At 66.1% G+C, this 13,792-nt stretch carries 12 protein-coding genes; 4 read left to right on the plus strand and 8 right to left on the minus strand.

Features of this window, described 5'->3' with window-relative positions; translation table 11 throughout:
* Window positions 1-2 precede the first annotated feature (2 nt).
* From CBI38_RS25580 to CBI38_RS25595, 4 genes are all read right to left on the minus strand, one after another.
* The gene (locus tag CBI38_RS25580) at window positions 3-671 is read right to left on the minus strand and encodes a DUF1707 SHOCT-like domain-containing protein (RefSeq protein ID WP_109333306.1); all 669 of its coding nucleotides are present in this window, start codon (window positions 669-671) and stop codon (window positions 3-5) included.
* A 72-nt stretch (window positions 672-743) separates the two neighbouring features.
* The gene (locus tag CBI38_RS25585; RefSeq protein WP_109333308.1) at window positions 744-1,412 is read right to left on the minus strand and encodes a response regulator; all 669 of its coding nucleotides are present in this window, start codon (window positions 1,410-1,412) and stop codon (window positions 744-746) included.
* Window positions 1,405-2,613 carry a MacS family sensor histidine kinase gene (macS, locus tag CBI38_RS25590; protein ID WP_109335354.1) on the minus strand — a complete coding sequence of 403 codons (1,209 nt, stop codon included), beginning with the start codon at window positions 2,611-2,613 and terminating at the stop codon, window positions 1,405-1,407. The genes CBI38_RS25585 and macS overlap by 8 nt, the downstream gene beginning before the upstream one ends.
* A complete protein-coding gene (locus tag CBI38_RS25595; RefSeq protein WP_418328288.1) occupies window positions 2,597-3,823 on the minus strand; it encodes an AI-2E family transporter in 1,227 nt (408 codons plus the stop codon). Before CBI38_RS25595 ends, macS begins: the two co-directional genes overlap by 17 nt.
* 177 nt (window positions 3,824-4,000) lie before the next feature.
* Between CBI38_RS25595 and CBI38_RS25600 the strand changes: the two genes are divergently transcribed.
* Complete coding sequence (locus CBI38_RS25600) at window positions 4,001-5,458, plus strand: adenylate/guanylate cyclase domain-containing protein (protein WP_109333310.1); 1,458 nt, start codon at window positions 4,001-4,003, stop codon at window positions 5,456-5,458.
* A 28-nt stretch (window positions 5,459-5,486) separates the two neighbouring features.
* Window positions 5,487-6,608, plus strand: coding sequence for a lysylphosphatidylglycerol synthase transmembrane domain-containing protein (locus CBI38_RS25605; RefSeq protein ID WP_109333312.1), 1,122 nt, complete (start codon window positions 5,487-5,489; stop codon window positions 6,606-6,608).
* Here the strand turns inward: CBI38_RS25605 and CBI38_RS25610 are convergent.
* Window positions 6,605-6,847, minus strand: a complete 243-nt coding sequence (locus tag CBI38_RS25610; protein ID WP_109335356.1) for a helix-turn-helix domain-containing protein — start codon at window positions 6,845-6,847, stop codon at window positions 6,605-6,607. The two genes, CBI38_RS25605 and CBI38_RS25610, sit on opposite strands and share 4 nt — an antisense overlap.
* A gap of 547 nt (window positions 6,848-7,394) precedes the next feature.
* On the opposite strand from CBI38_RS25610, the gene CBI38_RS25615 reads away from it, so the two are divergent.
* A complete protein-coding gene (locus CBI38_RS25615) occupies window positions 7,395-7,772 on the plus strand; it encodes a DUF3054 domain-containing protein (protein WP_109335357.1) in 378 nt (125 codons plus the stop codon).
* Window positions 7,773-7,832: 60 nt separating this feature from the next.
* The gene (locus CBI38_RS25620; RefSeq protein ID WP_109333314.1) at window positions 7,833-9,305 is read left to right on the plus strand and encodes a peptide MFS transporter; all 1,473 of its coding nucleotides are present in this window, start codon (window positions 7,833-7,835) and stop codon (window positions 9,303-9,305) included.
* A gap of 20 nt (window positions 9,306-9,325) precedes the next feature.
* On the opposite strand, the gene CBI38_RS25625 is transcribed toward CBI38_RS25620, so the two are convergent.
* From CBI38_RS25625 to CBI38_RS25635, 3 genes are all read right to left on the minus strand, one after another.
* Window positions 9,326-10,063, minus strand: a complete 738-nt coding sequence (locus CBI38_RS25625) for a sulfite exporter TauE/SafE family protein (RefSeq protein ID WP_109333316.1) — start codon at window positions 10,061-10,063, stop codon at window positions 9,326-9,328.
* Between the two features lie 67 nt (window positions 10,064-10,130).
* Window positions 10,131-11,810 carry an NTF2-like N-terminal transpeptidase domain-containing protein gene (locus tag CBI38_RS25630; protein ID WP_109333318.1) on the minus strand — a complete coding sequence of 560 codons (1,680 nt, stop codon included), beginning with the start codon at window positions 11,808-11,810 and terminating at the stop codon, window positions 10,131-10,133.
* A gap of 97 nt (window positions 11,811-11,907) precedes the next feature.
* Window positions 11,908-13,710, minus strand: a complete 1,803-nt coding sequence (locus tag CBI38_RS25635) for a penicillin-binding transpeptidase domain-containing protein (RefSeq protein ID WP_109333320.1) — start codon at window positions 13,708-13,710, stop codon at window positions 11,908-11,910.
* Window positions 13,711-13,792: the final 82 nt, after the last annotated feature.

A 13,792-nucleotide genomic window follows, 5' to 3' on the forward strand; every position in this document is an offset into this window, starting at 1 on the left:
GCTCACTGGAACATATTGCGGAGCGAGGTGCCGAACGGATGCCGGGCAGTGACGGTGCCGAACCGGACTTTGCCGCGCACCACCAGGTGCAGGGGGCCGATGGGCGGGCCGCTGCGCACCTTGTTGGTGGCGCTGCCGCCCACCGTCTCGATCCCGTTGAGGTCGACGGTCGCCTCGGCGGGGACGATCAGGGTGAGGGAACTCGCGTAGTCGTCGACATCGAGGTACACCACCTGTGTCGCCATGACTGCGCGGGTGAAGTCGAGATTCACGCTCGACACCCGGGTGTCCACTCTCAGGGACGCCGGCACACTCCACGAGCCCGTGCGGGTGATGGAGGACATCCGACCGCGGATGATCTCACCGGGCGGCGGCACGGACACGTGGTGGCCCACCGACGGTGCAGGTGCAGGTGCCGGCGAGGGTGGGACCGGCCTAGCGGCGTACGGCCGGTCGGGATACGGGGGCGGGACGAACTCCGAGATCAGCTGAATCCCCGGCAGGTCGACGAGGACGGCGTTGAGTTCGCCGCGCGTTTTCGCGGCCAGCGCCGTATCCATTCGTTCTGTGAACTCCCCCAGCGACAGCATCCCCTGGCCCACCGCTCGCTGCAGCAGTTCACCGACGTGTTCGCGCTCCGCATCGGATACGCGTAGATCCCGTGCCTCCATGCCGACCAGGTTAGTGCGCCTCCGCCGCCCGTGAGTACTTGTTAACAACGCGTTGTTAACAAGTACTCACGGCTACTCGAGGCCCTGCTCAATGGCGTACCGGGTGAGTTCGACGCGGTTGGCCAATTGCAGCTTGCGCAAGGTGGCCTGCACGTGGTTCTCGACGGTGCGGTGACTGAGCGACAGCTTGGTTGCGATCTGCTTGGCGCTCAATCCTTTCGCGACGAAACGCAGCACCTCGGTTTCCCGCTCGGTGAGCTTCGGAACGGCGGGTCCCCGCTCATCGGCGTGCGCACTCGACATCCGGCGATACTCGCCGAGAACCAGGCCGGCGAGGCCCGGGGTGAAGACGGCCTGCCCGGCGGCGGTGGCTCGCACAGCCTCCCGCAGCTCCTCCACCGATGCGCTCTTCACGAGGTACCCGGATGCGCCGGCCTTCACTGCGTCGAGGACGTCGTCACGCTCCGACGACGCCGACAGCACGAGGACCCGGCTGTCGGGAGACACCTCGAGCACCGCAGCGGTGGCGGTCGCCCCGTTTCCGTCGGGCAGCTGCATGTCCATGAGTACGACGTCCGGGCGCGCTGCGGCGGCGCGGCGGCCTGCGGCGGCGACGCCGTCCGCCGTCGCGACGACGGTGAACCCGGCACCCTCGAGGTCCCGGGCGACGGCGTCGCGCCACATCGGGTGATCGTCGACGACCATCACGGTGATGTGACCGCCGGCCTGCTCCTCATCCATGCTGGTCCTCTCCTTTCGGCACGCGGATCTCCCATTCGGTGCCCTGCCCGGGTTCGGTGTCGAGTTCGGCAGTCCCGCCGAGTACTCGGACCCGCCCCAGGATCGACTTCGATATTCCCATGCGCCCTTCGGCTTCCGCCTCGGCCAGTCTGCCGGGGGCGATCCCGGCACCGTCGTCGCGCACGCTGACGATCACCTCGTCCCCGAGGTCTTCGAGCAGCACGTAAGCCCTGGCTCCGGCCCCGGCATGCTGCGCCACATTGGACAGCGCCGTGTCGACGATCGCGGCCAGTTCCGTGGCCCGTCCCCGCTCGATCGTCACCGGGTCGGCCGGCGTCGACACCGACACCGTGGTGCTGGCCCGGGTGCTCAGGAGGAGCCGCAAGTCGATCACCGCACCGCCCAGGTCTGCCGTCACCCCGGCGCCCTGTTCGGAGATCAGCATGCGCAGCGCCACCTCCTGCTCCCCCGCCAGATGCGCGAGCTCGGCTGCGGGACCACCGATTTCGTTTCCGCGCCGACGAACGAGGGCAAGTACCTGGAGAACCCCGTCGTGGACTTCGCGGGCGAGGCGTTCGCGTTCCTCCGTCGCGGCTGCCAGCCGTACGGCCCGTTCCAGCTGGGCCTGCGCCCGTCTCGCCGTCGTGGTGGCAAGCCCGAGCGCAAGTCCGACGGACACCAGCACAGGCGCCGTGGCGTCACGCCACAAATCGAGGTTGACCTGGTCGCGTACCACCGCGCTCACAGTGGCCATCAGGACGCCCGATGCCATCCCCAGCCACGGCCCGCCGAAGACAGCGGCCGAGATCACCGCGTTGGTGACCCACAACGTCGTCGGCAGAGTCTGGTGGTGCTGATACCAGTCGGGGTCGGACACGAGTCTCGTCGACGCCATCAAGGCGATGACGACGAGTTGGTCCGCGATGACGATCTGATAGCGCGGTGTCTTCCCGTGCGAGAGCAGCACCGCCGAGACTCCCGACCACACCGCCATCAGCGCAACGAAGAACCAGCTCAGCCGCTGATGGGAGTAGTACTGAACGGACACGAACTGGTAGCTGACCGCATACACCAGGGTGACCAGCCGGAACGCCTGCGCCGCACGCCACAGCGGTGCATCCGGCTGGGTGTCTCGCTCGGCGGCGGCTCGCACGGTCGGCCGGTAGTGCAGCCGAGTGCGGCGCTCATGGTCGTCGGTCATGGGAACCGTCGGATCGAGAGTGTTGCGGTTCATCCGGTTCATCCGGTTCGTCGGGTTCCGCCGGGTAGAGGGGAACAGCGGGATCGTCGACCTCGATCGCGTCGAAGGTGGCCTCGGGGTCCCCGGACAGCAGCGAACGGACCGCCGTGTTGAGCACCGCGACGATCGGAACGGCGAGTAGCCCGCCGACGATCCCGGCGAGCACGATTCCGGTCGTGATCGCGAGAACCACCGCGAGGGGATGCAGGCGGACGGCGCGACCGAGCAACAGCGGTTGCAGCACGTGCGCCTCGAGCTGCATCACGCCGATGATGATGCCCAGCACGATCAGTGCGGTGAGAAGGCCTTTGGTGACCAGTGCGACGAGGACAGCCAGAAATCCGGTGAGGAACGCACCGACGATCGGGATGAACGCACCGATGAAGACCAGCGACGCGAGGGGAAGTGCGAGAGGCACGCCCAGGATGGCGAGTCCGGCCCCGATGCCGATGGCGTCAGCGGCTGCGACCGCAACGGTGGCGCGGACGTAACCGATGAGCGAGCCGAACCCCTGGCTTCCGGCCAGCCGAACGCGGGGGCGGGAAGCAGCAGGCACGAGCCGGGTGACGAACTCCCAAATCTGGCTACCGCCGTAGAGGAAGAAGATGAGAGTGAAGAGGGTCAGCAGTGCCCCGGTGAAGATCTCCCCGATGACGGTGGCCGTGGTCAGCGCACCACTGGTGAGCTGCTCGCGGTTGTCCTGGATCGACTTGACCACGGAGTCGCCGGCCTGGTGGATCTGATCCTCGCTGAAGTGGAACGGCCCACTGGTGAACCAGTTCTGGATCTGGGCGATGCTCGCCTCGAACTGGTCGGTCAGGGCTGGAAGACCCGCGACGAACTGTTCGACCACGAACGTCATGATCCCGGCGACGACGCCGATGGACGCGACCAGGACCACCACTACCGCCGCCGATCGGGGCACACCCTTCTCCTGCAGCCAGTCCACGAGTGGCACCAGAAGAGCCGAGGCAAGCAGTGCGAGCCCCACGGGAATGAGCACGGTGTCGAGCCTGGCGACGATGTAGCCGAGAGTCAGCAAACCGGCGAAGATGACGAGCAGGCGCCACGTCCACTCCGCCGCCACCCGCACCACCGGATGCACGGACGCCGAGGCACGATGCCTACGTTCCGCTGTGGTCACCGGTATCGAGCCCTCGTTCGAGTTCACCTGCGGAGCGTATCGAGCTTCACCAGGTGCCGGGGAGTTCGCGCCCGAAACAGGCGTGTCCGGACCCATTAGGGGATGTGTCCTGCGCTCCCGAACTTGCCCACCGCTAAATTGAACGGCGTGCGGAAATCATATAGAGCGATCGCGGCGACGGTCCGCAGCAGGTGGCCGCTCTATATGGTCTCGATGCTCCTCGCCAATTTCATCGGTGCCATCCTGGTTTTCGCGTTCGTGCGATATGGCGTGCCGATTCCCGAATCGCAGGCCATTATCGCCGACCGGGTGCGCAACGTTGCGATCTTCGGCGGGTATCTGGCCTTCGCCGCGGTGGTGAGTCTCACTGCGGCAGCGATGATGCTGCGGTCCGTCATCCGCTGGCAATTACGCGGCGGCCCGCCCACCCGCAGTGAACAGATGTCGGCGCTGCACGCACCGCTGCGGCAGGCGATCGTGCATCTGGTCCTGTGGATACTCGGCGGGATCATCTTCGTGCTGCTCACCATCACCGAGATGCCCGAACTGGCGGTCGCAGTGATCGTCACCGTCTGCATGGCCGCGACCACCACGTTCGGCTTCACCTACATGCTCGGGGAACGCATTCTGCGCCCGGTGGCGGCGCGCGCCCTCAGCGAGGGGGAATTCGACCGGACCATGGCCCCCGGAGTCGGCACCCGCCTGGCGATGACGTGGGGCCTCGGCACGTTGATGCCCGTCATCGGCATCATCCTGCTCTGCGTCACACAGTTGACCACCGACCTCGTGTTCTCCCCCAACGCATTGGCCTGGGCGATCATGCTGCTGTCGATCATCGCGATCGCACAGGCCTTCGCACTGTCGATGCTGACCGCCAGCCAGATCTCCGACCCCATCAAACAGTTGCGGCGGGCCATCGAACGGGTTCAGCGCGGCGCCACCGACGTGCGGGTGGAGGTGTTCGACGGAAGCGAGATCGGACGGTTGCAGGTCGGGTTCAACCGCATGATGCGCGAATCGGACGAACGGCGGCTGCTGCGCGAACTGTTCGGTCAGCACGTCGGTGAGGACGTCGCGCGGCGGGCGCTGCAGTTCGGTACCGAACTCGGCGGCGAGACGAGGTTCGTGGCCGTTCTGTTCGTCGACATGGTCGGCTCCACCGGCGCCGCCGCGGAGCGTCCCCCGGGCGAGGTCGTGAACCTGCTCAACGAGTTCTTCCGCGTAGTCGTCGATGTGATCGACCGACACCATGGATTCGTCAACAAGTTCATGGGTGACGCGGCTCTCGCAATCTTCGGCGCCCCGCTCGACCGCCCCGACGCCCCGACCGCCGCACTGGCGGCCGCGCGCGAGCTGAGGTTCGCGCTCCACGAGATCACCGGTCTCGACATCGGGATCGGCGTGTCCGCGGGCCTGGCCGTCGCCGGAAATATCGGTGCCGCAGAAAGGTTTGAGTACACCGTGATCGGTGACCCCGTCAACGAGGCGTCGCGCCTCACCGAGCTCGCCAAGCTTCATCCCAGCCGCGTCCTGGCGTCCACCAGCGCGCTGTACTTCGCCGACGAGGAGGAGCAGGCGCACTGGGAGCTGGGCGAACAGGTGCAGTTACGTGGGCGTCGTCGCAACACCCATCTGGCTTGGCCGGAGGACTATCCGGAGTAATCCGCTACCCGTTGGTTACGCTTGGGATGTGGCCCTGCCTCGTTCCGACCCGCCCACTGCCGAGCCACCTCGGCAGCGAAGTCGATTCTGGTGGATCAAGTGGCTGCTCGGGGCCGGGCTGCTCACCCTCCTGACCATCGAGGGCATATACCTGTGGCCGACCCTCAGCGATTCGTGGAAAGCACTCACCGAGATCCATTGGGGATGGGTTGCAGCCTGCATCGCGGCGCAGGCGGTGTCGCTGAGCGGCTACGGCGCCGTCCAGCAGCGGTTACTGCGAGCCGGAGGCGTCGTCGTCTCCCAGTTGAAGTCCGTGTCCGTCATCTACGCGAGCACTGCGATGGCCGTCAGCCTGCCGGCAGGCCAGGTCTTCTCCACCGCGTTCACCTACAAGCAGACCCGCAAGTGGGGCGCGACGCCTGTCGTCGCATCGTGGCAGCTCGCGATCTCCGGGGTGATCGCCGCAGGCAGCCTCGCGTTTCTCGGCGTGGCCGGCGCGTTCGCCGTCGGAACCAGAGTCAGCCCCATCACCCTGGTGTTGTCACTGATAGCCGCATTCGCCCTGTTCTACGGCTTGCGATACATATCCCGTAACCCCGACTGCATCGAGTCGACGGGACATCGGGTTCTCACTCGGTACAACAGGTTCCGTAAGAACCCTCCGGAAACCGGTGTCGAGCGATGGAAGGAGATCCTCAGCCAGCTCGATTCGGTGGAGTTGGGCCGGCGCGATTCCCTCGCCGCCTTCGGGTGGTCGGCGGTGCACCGCCTCGCCGATGTGGCCTGTCTCGGGTTCGCCTGCTGGGCCGTCGGCGCCGAACCCTCGTTCGCCGGCTTGCTCATCGCGTTCGCTGCCGCCAAGGCGGTTGCCAGTATTCCGCTGGCGCCGGGAGGACTCGGGTTCGTCGATGGCACCTTGATTGCCACCCTGACGGCGGCGGGAACGACGGCGTCGCAGGCGCTTGCAGCCGTCTTCGTCTACCGCGTGGTCAGTTACATTCTCGTGGCCCTGATCGGGTGGATCGTCTTCCTCATTCTCTTCCGCCACAATCAGCATGAGGACCTAGAGATGGACCTCGAGTTCGAGCGCCGGGAGCAGCCGGGGGCGAGACACACCCCGCACAGCACCGGCGAAGCCGACACTGCCTAGCTGCTGGTATTTTCGCGCCGAGCCTCGGCGAGCTGGTCTTCGAGCGAGATGATGCGGCAGGCCGCTTCGACTGCCGTGCCGGTGTCGACGAGCTCCCGGACGCGGGCGGCAAGCCGGAGCTGACGCCGCGAATAGCGGCGATGTCCGCCCTCCGAGCGGTACGCCACCAGCAACCCCATGTCGTCGAGACTCCGAAGAAACGCTGCGGTGACACCGAGAAGATCGGCGGCGCGCCCCATGGTGTATGCGGGGTAGTCGTCGTTGTCGAGTTCATTGGTGGTGCCGGTGGAGTTATCCACAGTTCCTGCGTCAAGCCCTTCGTTGCGTCGTAAGGGACCCCGGCGCGAGCTCGCGCCGGGGTCCGAAGGGGTTATAGCTGCACCGGCCGCGGCCGGCACAAGGACAAGACATTCATTGCATACGGATCCTGATGATGGATACGCAACACCCGCCTCTCACCTCGACTTCTTGTGAACAGCGTGAGTAGCTGACCTTCTCCTTCTCACGCCGGGTGTTCGGGGGGCGGAGCCACCTCTTCGTCATTCCGGCTCCGCCCCGTGCCTTCGTCTTTCCTCGGCAGCCCGTCGGCCACCCCGCTAATTGATTCCCTCTGTTGACGATCAATACTTTAGAACCGTCGCTACCAAAAGTCTACAGTCTCGGCTGGAGATTTTGAGGAGATGGTCAACACGGTCCACGTCGCCCCGGATGCTGCGCCTCCGCTACGAGAGAACAAGAGTCGGCCGTGCACGTGGGTCGCATGTGCCGCCGCATTACGCTGACCGGGTGAAGAAGTTCCTTCCCGCACTGGTCGTCGATGTCGTGCTCGTGGTCGTCTTCTGCGCAATCGGCCGCCGGAGCCACGACGAAGCCACCGCGCTGACGGGACTCGCCATCACGGCGTGGCCCTTCCTCAGCGGCCTCGCCGTCGGCTGGGTCGCGACCGTAGCGCTGTACCGCGACAAGTTCGACGCCGCGTTGATCGTGCCGACGGGGCTGCTGGTGTGGTTCTCGACACTGGTGGTCGGCATGCTGCTCCGCGTTGTCAGTGGTCAGGGCACGGCCTTCAGTTTCATCCTGGTGGCGGGCACTGTTCTGGCGGTGTTCCTTCTCGGCTGGCGTGCGGTCGCGAGAGCCGTCACGAAGGTACGCACCCCCAGCTGATCGGCAGCGAATCCGCCGCGTCGCCGCCCGAACCGACGTGCGAAGTGGGACAGTCGTTGCATGAGTGACACCGTCGATCCGCGGCAGGACGAAAAGCGAGCCGACACCGGTTTCTTCGGCCAGCCGTTCGCCCTCGCGAACCTGTTCGGCGTGGAAATGTGGGAGAGGTTCTCGTTCTACGGGATGCAGGGCATCCTGATCTATTACCTCTACTATTCGGCAGCCGACGGCGGGCTCGGAATCTCCGAGGCCTCGGCCACCAGCATCGTCGGCGCCTACGGCGGCACGGTGTATCTCTCGACGATCCTCGGGGCGTGGATCGCCGACCGGCTCCTCGGTTCCGAGCGCACCCTGTTCTACAGCGCGGTACTCGTCATGCTCGGGCACATCGCACTGGCCGTCTTCCCGGGCCTGTGGGGTGTGGGGGTCGGACTCGTGTGTGTGGCCTTCGGCAGTGGCGGTCTGAAGGCGAACGCGACCTCGCTGGTCGGCGACCTCTACGACGAGCACGACGAGCGCCGCGACGCCGGATTTTCCATCTTCTACATGGGTATCAACCTCGGCGCTCTCGTCGGTCCCCTGCTGACCGGCTGGGCGCAGGACACCATGGGCTTCCACGCCGGTTTCGCCCTCGCCGCCGTCGGTATGGCGTTCGGTCTGGTTCAGTACACGCTGGGCCGCAAGCATCTGCGCGGCATCGGTGCGACCGCCCCCAACCCGCTGCCGTCGGACCAGCGCACCAAGTGGATCGCCATCGCCGCCGCAGCAGTGATCGTGATCGCCGCGGCGTGCCTGACCGGTCTGGTCACCACGAGCAACATGTCGGATGTCGTCGTGGCGCTCACAGTCGTCGCGGCCATCGGCTACTTCGCCATCATCCTGTCGAGTCGCCGCATCACCGCGATCGAGCGGAGCCGGGTCTACGCATTCATTCCGATGTTCATCGCGAGTGCCGTCTTCTGGTCGCTGTTCCAGCAGCAGTTCACCACCGTCGCGGTCTACTCCGACAAGCGACTCGACCGCAACCTGTTCGGATGGGACTTCCCGCCCTCCTGGGTGCAATCGATCAACCCGGTCTTCATCATCATTTTCGCGGGCGTGTTCGCCGCCGCATGGACGAAGCTCGGGCCACGCCAGCCGTCCTCCCCCGTCAAGTTCGCGATGGGCACGATGATCATGGGGCTGGCGTTCCTGGCGTTCATTCCGATGTCCGGTGGTGGCGCCAACAGCGCTCCACTCCTCGGCCTGTGCGGCATTCTCCTGCTGTTCACCTTCGCGGAACTGCTCCTGTCGCCGGTAGGGTTGTCGCTGTCGACCAAGCTCGCCCCGGAGGCTTTCCACACGCAGATGGTTGCCCTATTCTTCCTGTCCGTGGCGCTGGGTACTGCGATGGCGGGCACGTTGGCCGGTTTCTACAACGAGAACAACGAGGTCCCCTACTTCACCGCTATCGGCCTCGGGTCCATCGCGGTGGGCGTGCTGCTGGCGGTCGGCTCACCGTGGATCAAGCGTCTGATGAAGGGAGTGCACTGACCCGGTTCGTGGTCGTCCGCTTACCGCATCCACAGCCACCCGGCGAGGCCGAACCCTGCCACCGCGATCACGACACGGAGTATCGACGGCGGAATCCGCTTGACCACCGGCGGACCGCACCAACCGCCGGCAAGGGCACCGATCGCCATCGCCGCCGCGGCGCCCCAGTGAACGGGTCCGAACACCGCGAAGCCGAGAGCCGCCACGAGATTCGCGATACCCAAAAGGAAGCTCTTCAGGATGGTGGCGCGCCAGATCGTCTCGGACGTGAGGATCAATGCGCTCGCCAGGAAGATCACGCCGGCTCCTGCGCCGAAATAGCCGCCGTAGATTGCGACGACGAACAGGGACAGCATGTAGGTACGGGGCAGGTCGCGCTCCCCGGCGAACGCGCGGATCCGCGGCTGCAGGAGCAGGGCAAGCGCGGCGAACGCCACCATGAACGGCACCACGGCCTCGAAGGAACCCTCGGGGGCGCCCAGGAGGATCGCGGCCCCGACTATTCCACCGGCAGCGGACGCCAGCACCCAGCGCCACAACTTCGGGCCCGTGTCCGCCACCTCGCGCGTCGAGTTGGAGAGCGCACCGACGCCGACGGCCACCATCGCAACGGTGTTGGTGACGTTCGCGGTGACAGGCGGCAGTCCCGCTGCGAGTAAGGCCGGGTACGACACGATGGAGGCCAGTCCGGTGACGAAGCCGACCAGTCCCGCGAAGAACCCCGCGACGATGAGTAGACCGATATCGAGCAGGGGCACAGGTGAAAAACTTACCCTTGCGTACTGACCCCTTCAGCGCTGCCGCACGACGCCGGTGGGCGCAGGGTCAGCTCGCCGGCTTGGCCATCTCCCGGAACAGCATGTCGGTCATCTTCACGGCGCGGTCGCCACCGTCCGCGTCGGCAACGAGCACCGCGAAGGCGAGGTCTCCGCGGGATCCGTAGAACCAGCGGTCATCGCCACTGGCCCCGTTCATGCCGATGAGGTCGGGGTAGCCGTTCAGCAAGGAAGCGCCGCCGCGCACCACGTTGTCCCGCATCATTGCGCGCAGCTGATCGGTGACGTTCGCGGGAAGCGGCTGAGCCGCCACCTCGCTGGTCCCCGGCTGACCCTGCACGATCATCGGTGCGGGCGCACTGCCCCGGGCGATCGACGCCGCCACCATTGCCATTCCGAACGGTGTCACGGCGGGCAGGTCCTCGTTCTTGCGGTTCATCACCTGGTTCATTCCCGACTGGTCGGCAGTGAACACCGCGGTCTGGTGGTCGAGCCCCGGAACGTTGTAGTTCATCCCGAGTCCGAATTGGTTCCCTGCCTTCGCGATGTCCTCCATCGACAGCGACGACGGGTCGACACCCTTCTGCAGTCCGGCGGCCTTCTTGATCAGGTCGAGGTTCGACCCGGCCGGGTAGAGACCTTGGAAGGTGATCGGCCCCTGCTCCATCGCTTGGTTGTTCTGCGCGGCGGCGAGAACGGCCCCGGTGGACGGCTGGATCGCGATGATCGAGGCCGGGGTGCCCACACTGACCACCGCTTCTTCAGCAGCCAACTGCAGCCGCGAATCCATGGTGGCGACGATGTCGGGTCCGGGTGGGCCCTGGAATCCCGCCTGCGGGATCAGCGTGCCGTTCGGATCGACGAGGTGGACGGCCCAGCCGGCGGTGGCGTCACGGTTGGCTTGCCACACCTTCCGCAGCGGGTCGAGCAGCGGAGTGGTGATGCGGCGATCCGCAGTGATCAGTTTCGGTGTCTTGATAACCACGACCCCGGGGATGTTCAAGTCCTCCTCGAGGTACAGGTAGTCCTGATCGCGCAGGAGGACTGCGGTGACTTGCTCTCCCGGTTTCTGGGCGAGGTCGGCCATCATCGTGTCTGCCGTCACCAGCGGAGCCACCGGTTCGAGGACTTCGGCCAGGCGGCGGGTGGTCACGACAGGATCCGGCATCGTGGCCGGATCCAAGGTGATCGCATTGATGGTCTGCTCGTTCATCAGCAGCGCACCGGCGGCGTCGAAAATCCTGGGCGGAGCGGCGTCCGTCCGGTCGTATCGGACGCTACGCCCGTTACCGAGGTCGGGCGCGAGGATCGACGGATCCCACGAGATGCGCCAGCCCACCGACAGGTGCCGCACGCCGCCCTGCACCTGATAGCTCCAGTCCTTGCCCTCACCGAAGTTCCACGCGGCACCGACGGTGAAGAACCCGGAGTCGGAACCGAGGTCCATGAACTGGGTGAGGTCGAACTGGGCGTCCTCGGGTTTCAAGCCGTCGAACATCTGCTGAATCGCCGACTCTGCGGCGTTGGGATACGAGGTGTGTGCGGCAGCGGCAGCGGCATCGCGCTCGTTCAGCGCTTCGACGAAGGAGGCGACGACCGACTTGGCGTCGGCCTCCTCTGTCGACATCACGCAGGACGCCAGAACGACCGCTGATATCACAGCCGTTATGAGGGCGATCACGTATTTGTTGCGGCGTCCAAGCGATCGTCCATTCCCCATGTCCACCATCTTGCTTTCAGTCACATGCGTAACAAGCACAACTTGCCTACGAAGGAGTTACGGTTGAGCCACAACTTATCTCGTCGAGCACGACCCGCGAACCGGTTTAGCGCAGAAAACGCCCCGCGGCCTGCACAGCAGGGGCCGAGCTGTCTCCTGTGGCGACAAATACGGCAAATGCGAGATCGTCCTTGATTCCGACGAACCAGCCGTGGGCCGGACCGTTACCAGACTCCGCCGTGCCGGTTTTTCCGAGCAGTCCCGGAATGTCCTGTAGCGCAGTAGCGGTACCGCCGGTCACAGTTTCACGCATCATCGTTCGCAGATCCGCGGTCACCTCGGCAGGTACCGGCGGGGCCGTCCGATCGGCAGTGCCCGGTTGCCCCGTCACGATCATGGGCGCCGGCGTGGAGCCGCGAGCGATCGACGCCGCAACCAATGCCATTCCGAAGGGGGACGCGGTCACCTGACCCTGACCGATCGCAGATTCGACACGGGCCGCCGAGCTGTCGGCGATCGGTACGTTGCCGGTCACGGTTGTCAAACCCGGTGTCACATAATCCACCCCGAGTCCGAACTGCAGGGCCGCGTTCTGTAGGGCATCGGCCGGAAGCCCCACAGCCAACCGGCCCATCGTGGTATTGCACGATCGGGCGAAGGCGGTGTGCAGCGGGACCTGACCAAGGTCGAATTGATCGTCGTTGGGTATCTGCCTGCCCTCGATGTTCTCGGTTCCGGGGCAGGGCAGCACGGTGTCGATGGTGGCGGATCCGGCCTGCAGGGCAGCCGACGTCGTGACCGTCTTGAAGGTGGACCCCGGCGGGTACAGGCCGGTGAGCGCGATCGGGCCGAGCGCGTCGGCGGGAGCGTTCTGCGCGACCGCCAGCACGGCACCGGTGGACGGGCGCAGGGCGACGATCGCGGCCTGCTGCGGCATGTCCGCCAGAGCCCGCTCGGCCGCCGTCTGCATCGGGAGGTCGAGGGTGGTCGTGATGTCGGGGGCGACGGGGCCGTCCTCCCCCGCGATGCTCTCCGCCGAGCCATCGGCTGAGACCAGCTGGACGGCCCACCCGGCGGAGGCGTCCTGCCCCTGCTGCCACAGGTCGGCGAGTCCGGACAGCGTCGGGGATGCGAGTGCCTTGTCGGTGCTCAGCAGTCGCGCCTGCGGGACGAGCGTCACCCCTGGAAGTGCAGTCAGTTGCGCCTCGATGGGTGCCAGATCCTCCGCGCGCAGACTGATCGCGGTGACGGGTTTGCCCTGGGCATCGGCCACATCCTTCTGCAGTGACGCCGGGGTGATCGTGGGCGCGAGGGGGGCGAGCAGCGCTGCCACTGCGGCGGTGTCCGCACCCTGGTCCAGGTTCACCAGAGTGACCACTTGCTCCGTGAGAATCGGCGCGCCAGACGACGACAGCACCTTCGGCGGCCGCCCGGTCGTCGGGGTGTAGCGAACGGTCGTGTCTTCCGTGAGCCCGGGCGCAAGCACGGCCGGATCCCAGGTGATCTTCCAGTCGTCACCCTGCTTCGCCGCGTTGCCACTCGTGCTGTACTTCCACTCCTGCCCCTCGGCGAAGGGCCAGGTGACCTCCATCGTGAAGGTTCCGGCGTCGTCGCCCGACTCCTGCACGTCGGTACGGGCGAAGGTTCCGTCCTTGTTGCCCAGCCCGTCGTAGAGGGCGGTGATGGCCGCCGATGCGGCGGCGGGGTCGGTGGTGAGGGCCGCGGCTGCCTGGACGTCGTCGGCATTGAGAGCATCGACGAACTCCTGGCTGACGGTATCCGGCTGATCAGGTCCGAAGAGGCCGCAGGCGGACAGCGTCATCGCGAGGACGGCTATGCCGGCGGTGGCCTTACGCCTGGGGCCGGTGGGACTGTGACGAACTGTTGAGGTGCGCACGTAGTCGATCATGCCTGAGATGCTGGCGGCCCTGAGGATAAGGGTGTAATCATGTAATCAATGCTTCGTCACACAGACAGAGCATCCAGGCTCC

This window comes from Rhodococcus oxybenzonivorans (genome assembly GCF_003130705.1).
Classification (GTDB): domain Bacteria; phylum Actinomycetota; class Actinomycetes; order Mycobacteriales; family Mycobacteriaceae; genus Rhodococcus_F; species Rhodococcus_F oxybenzonivorans.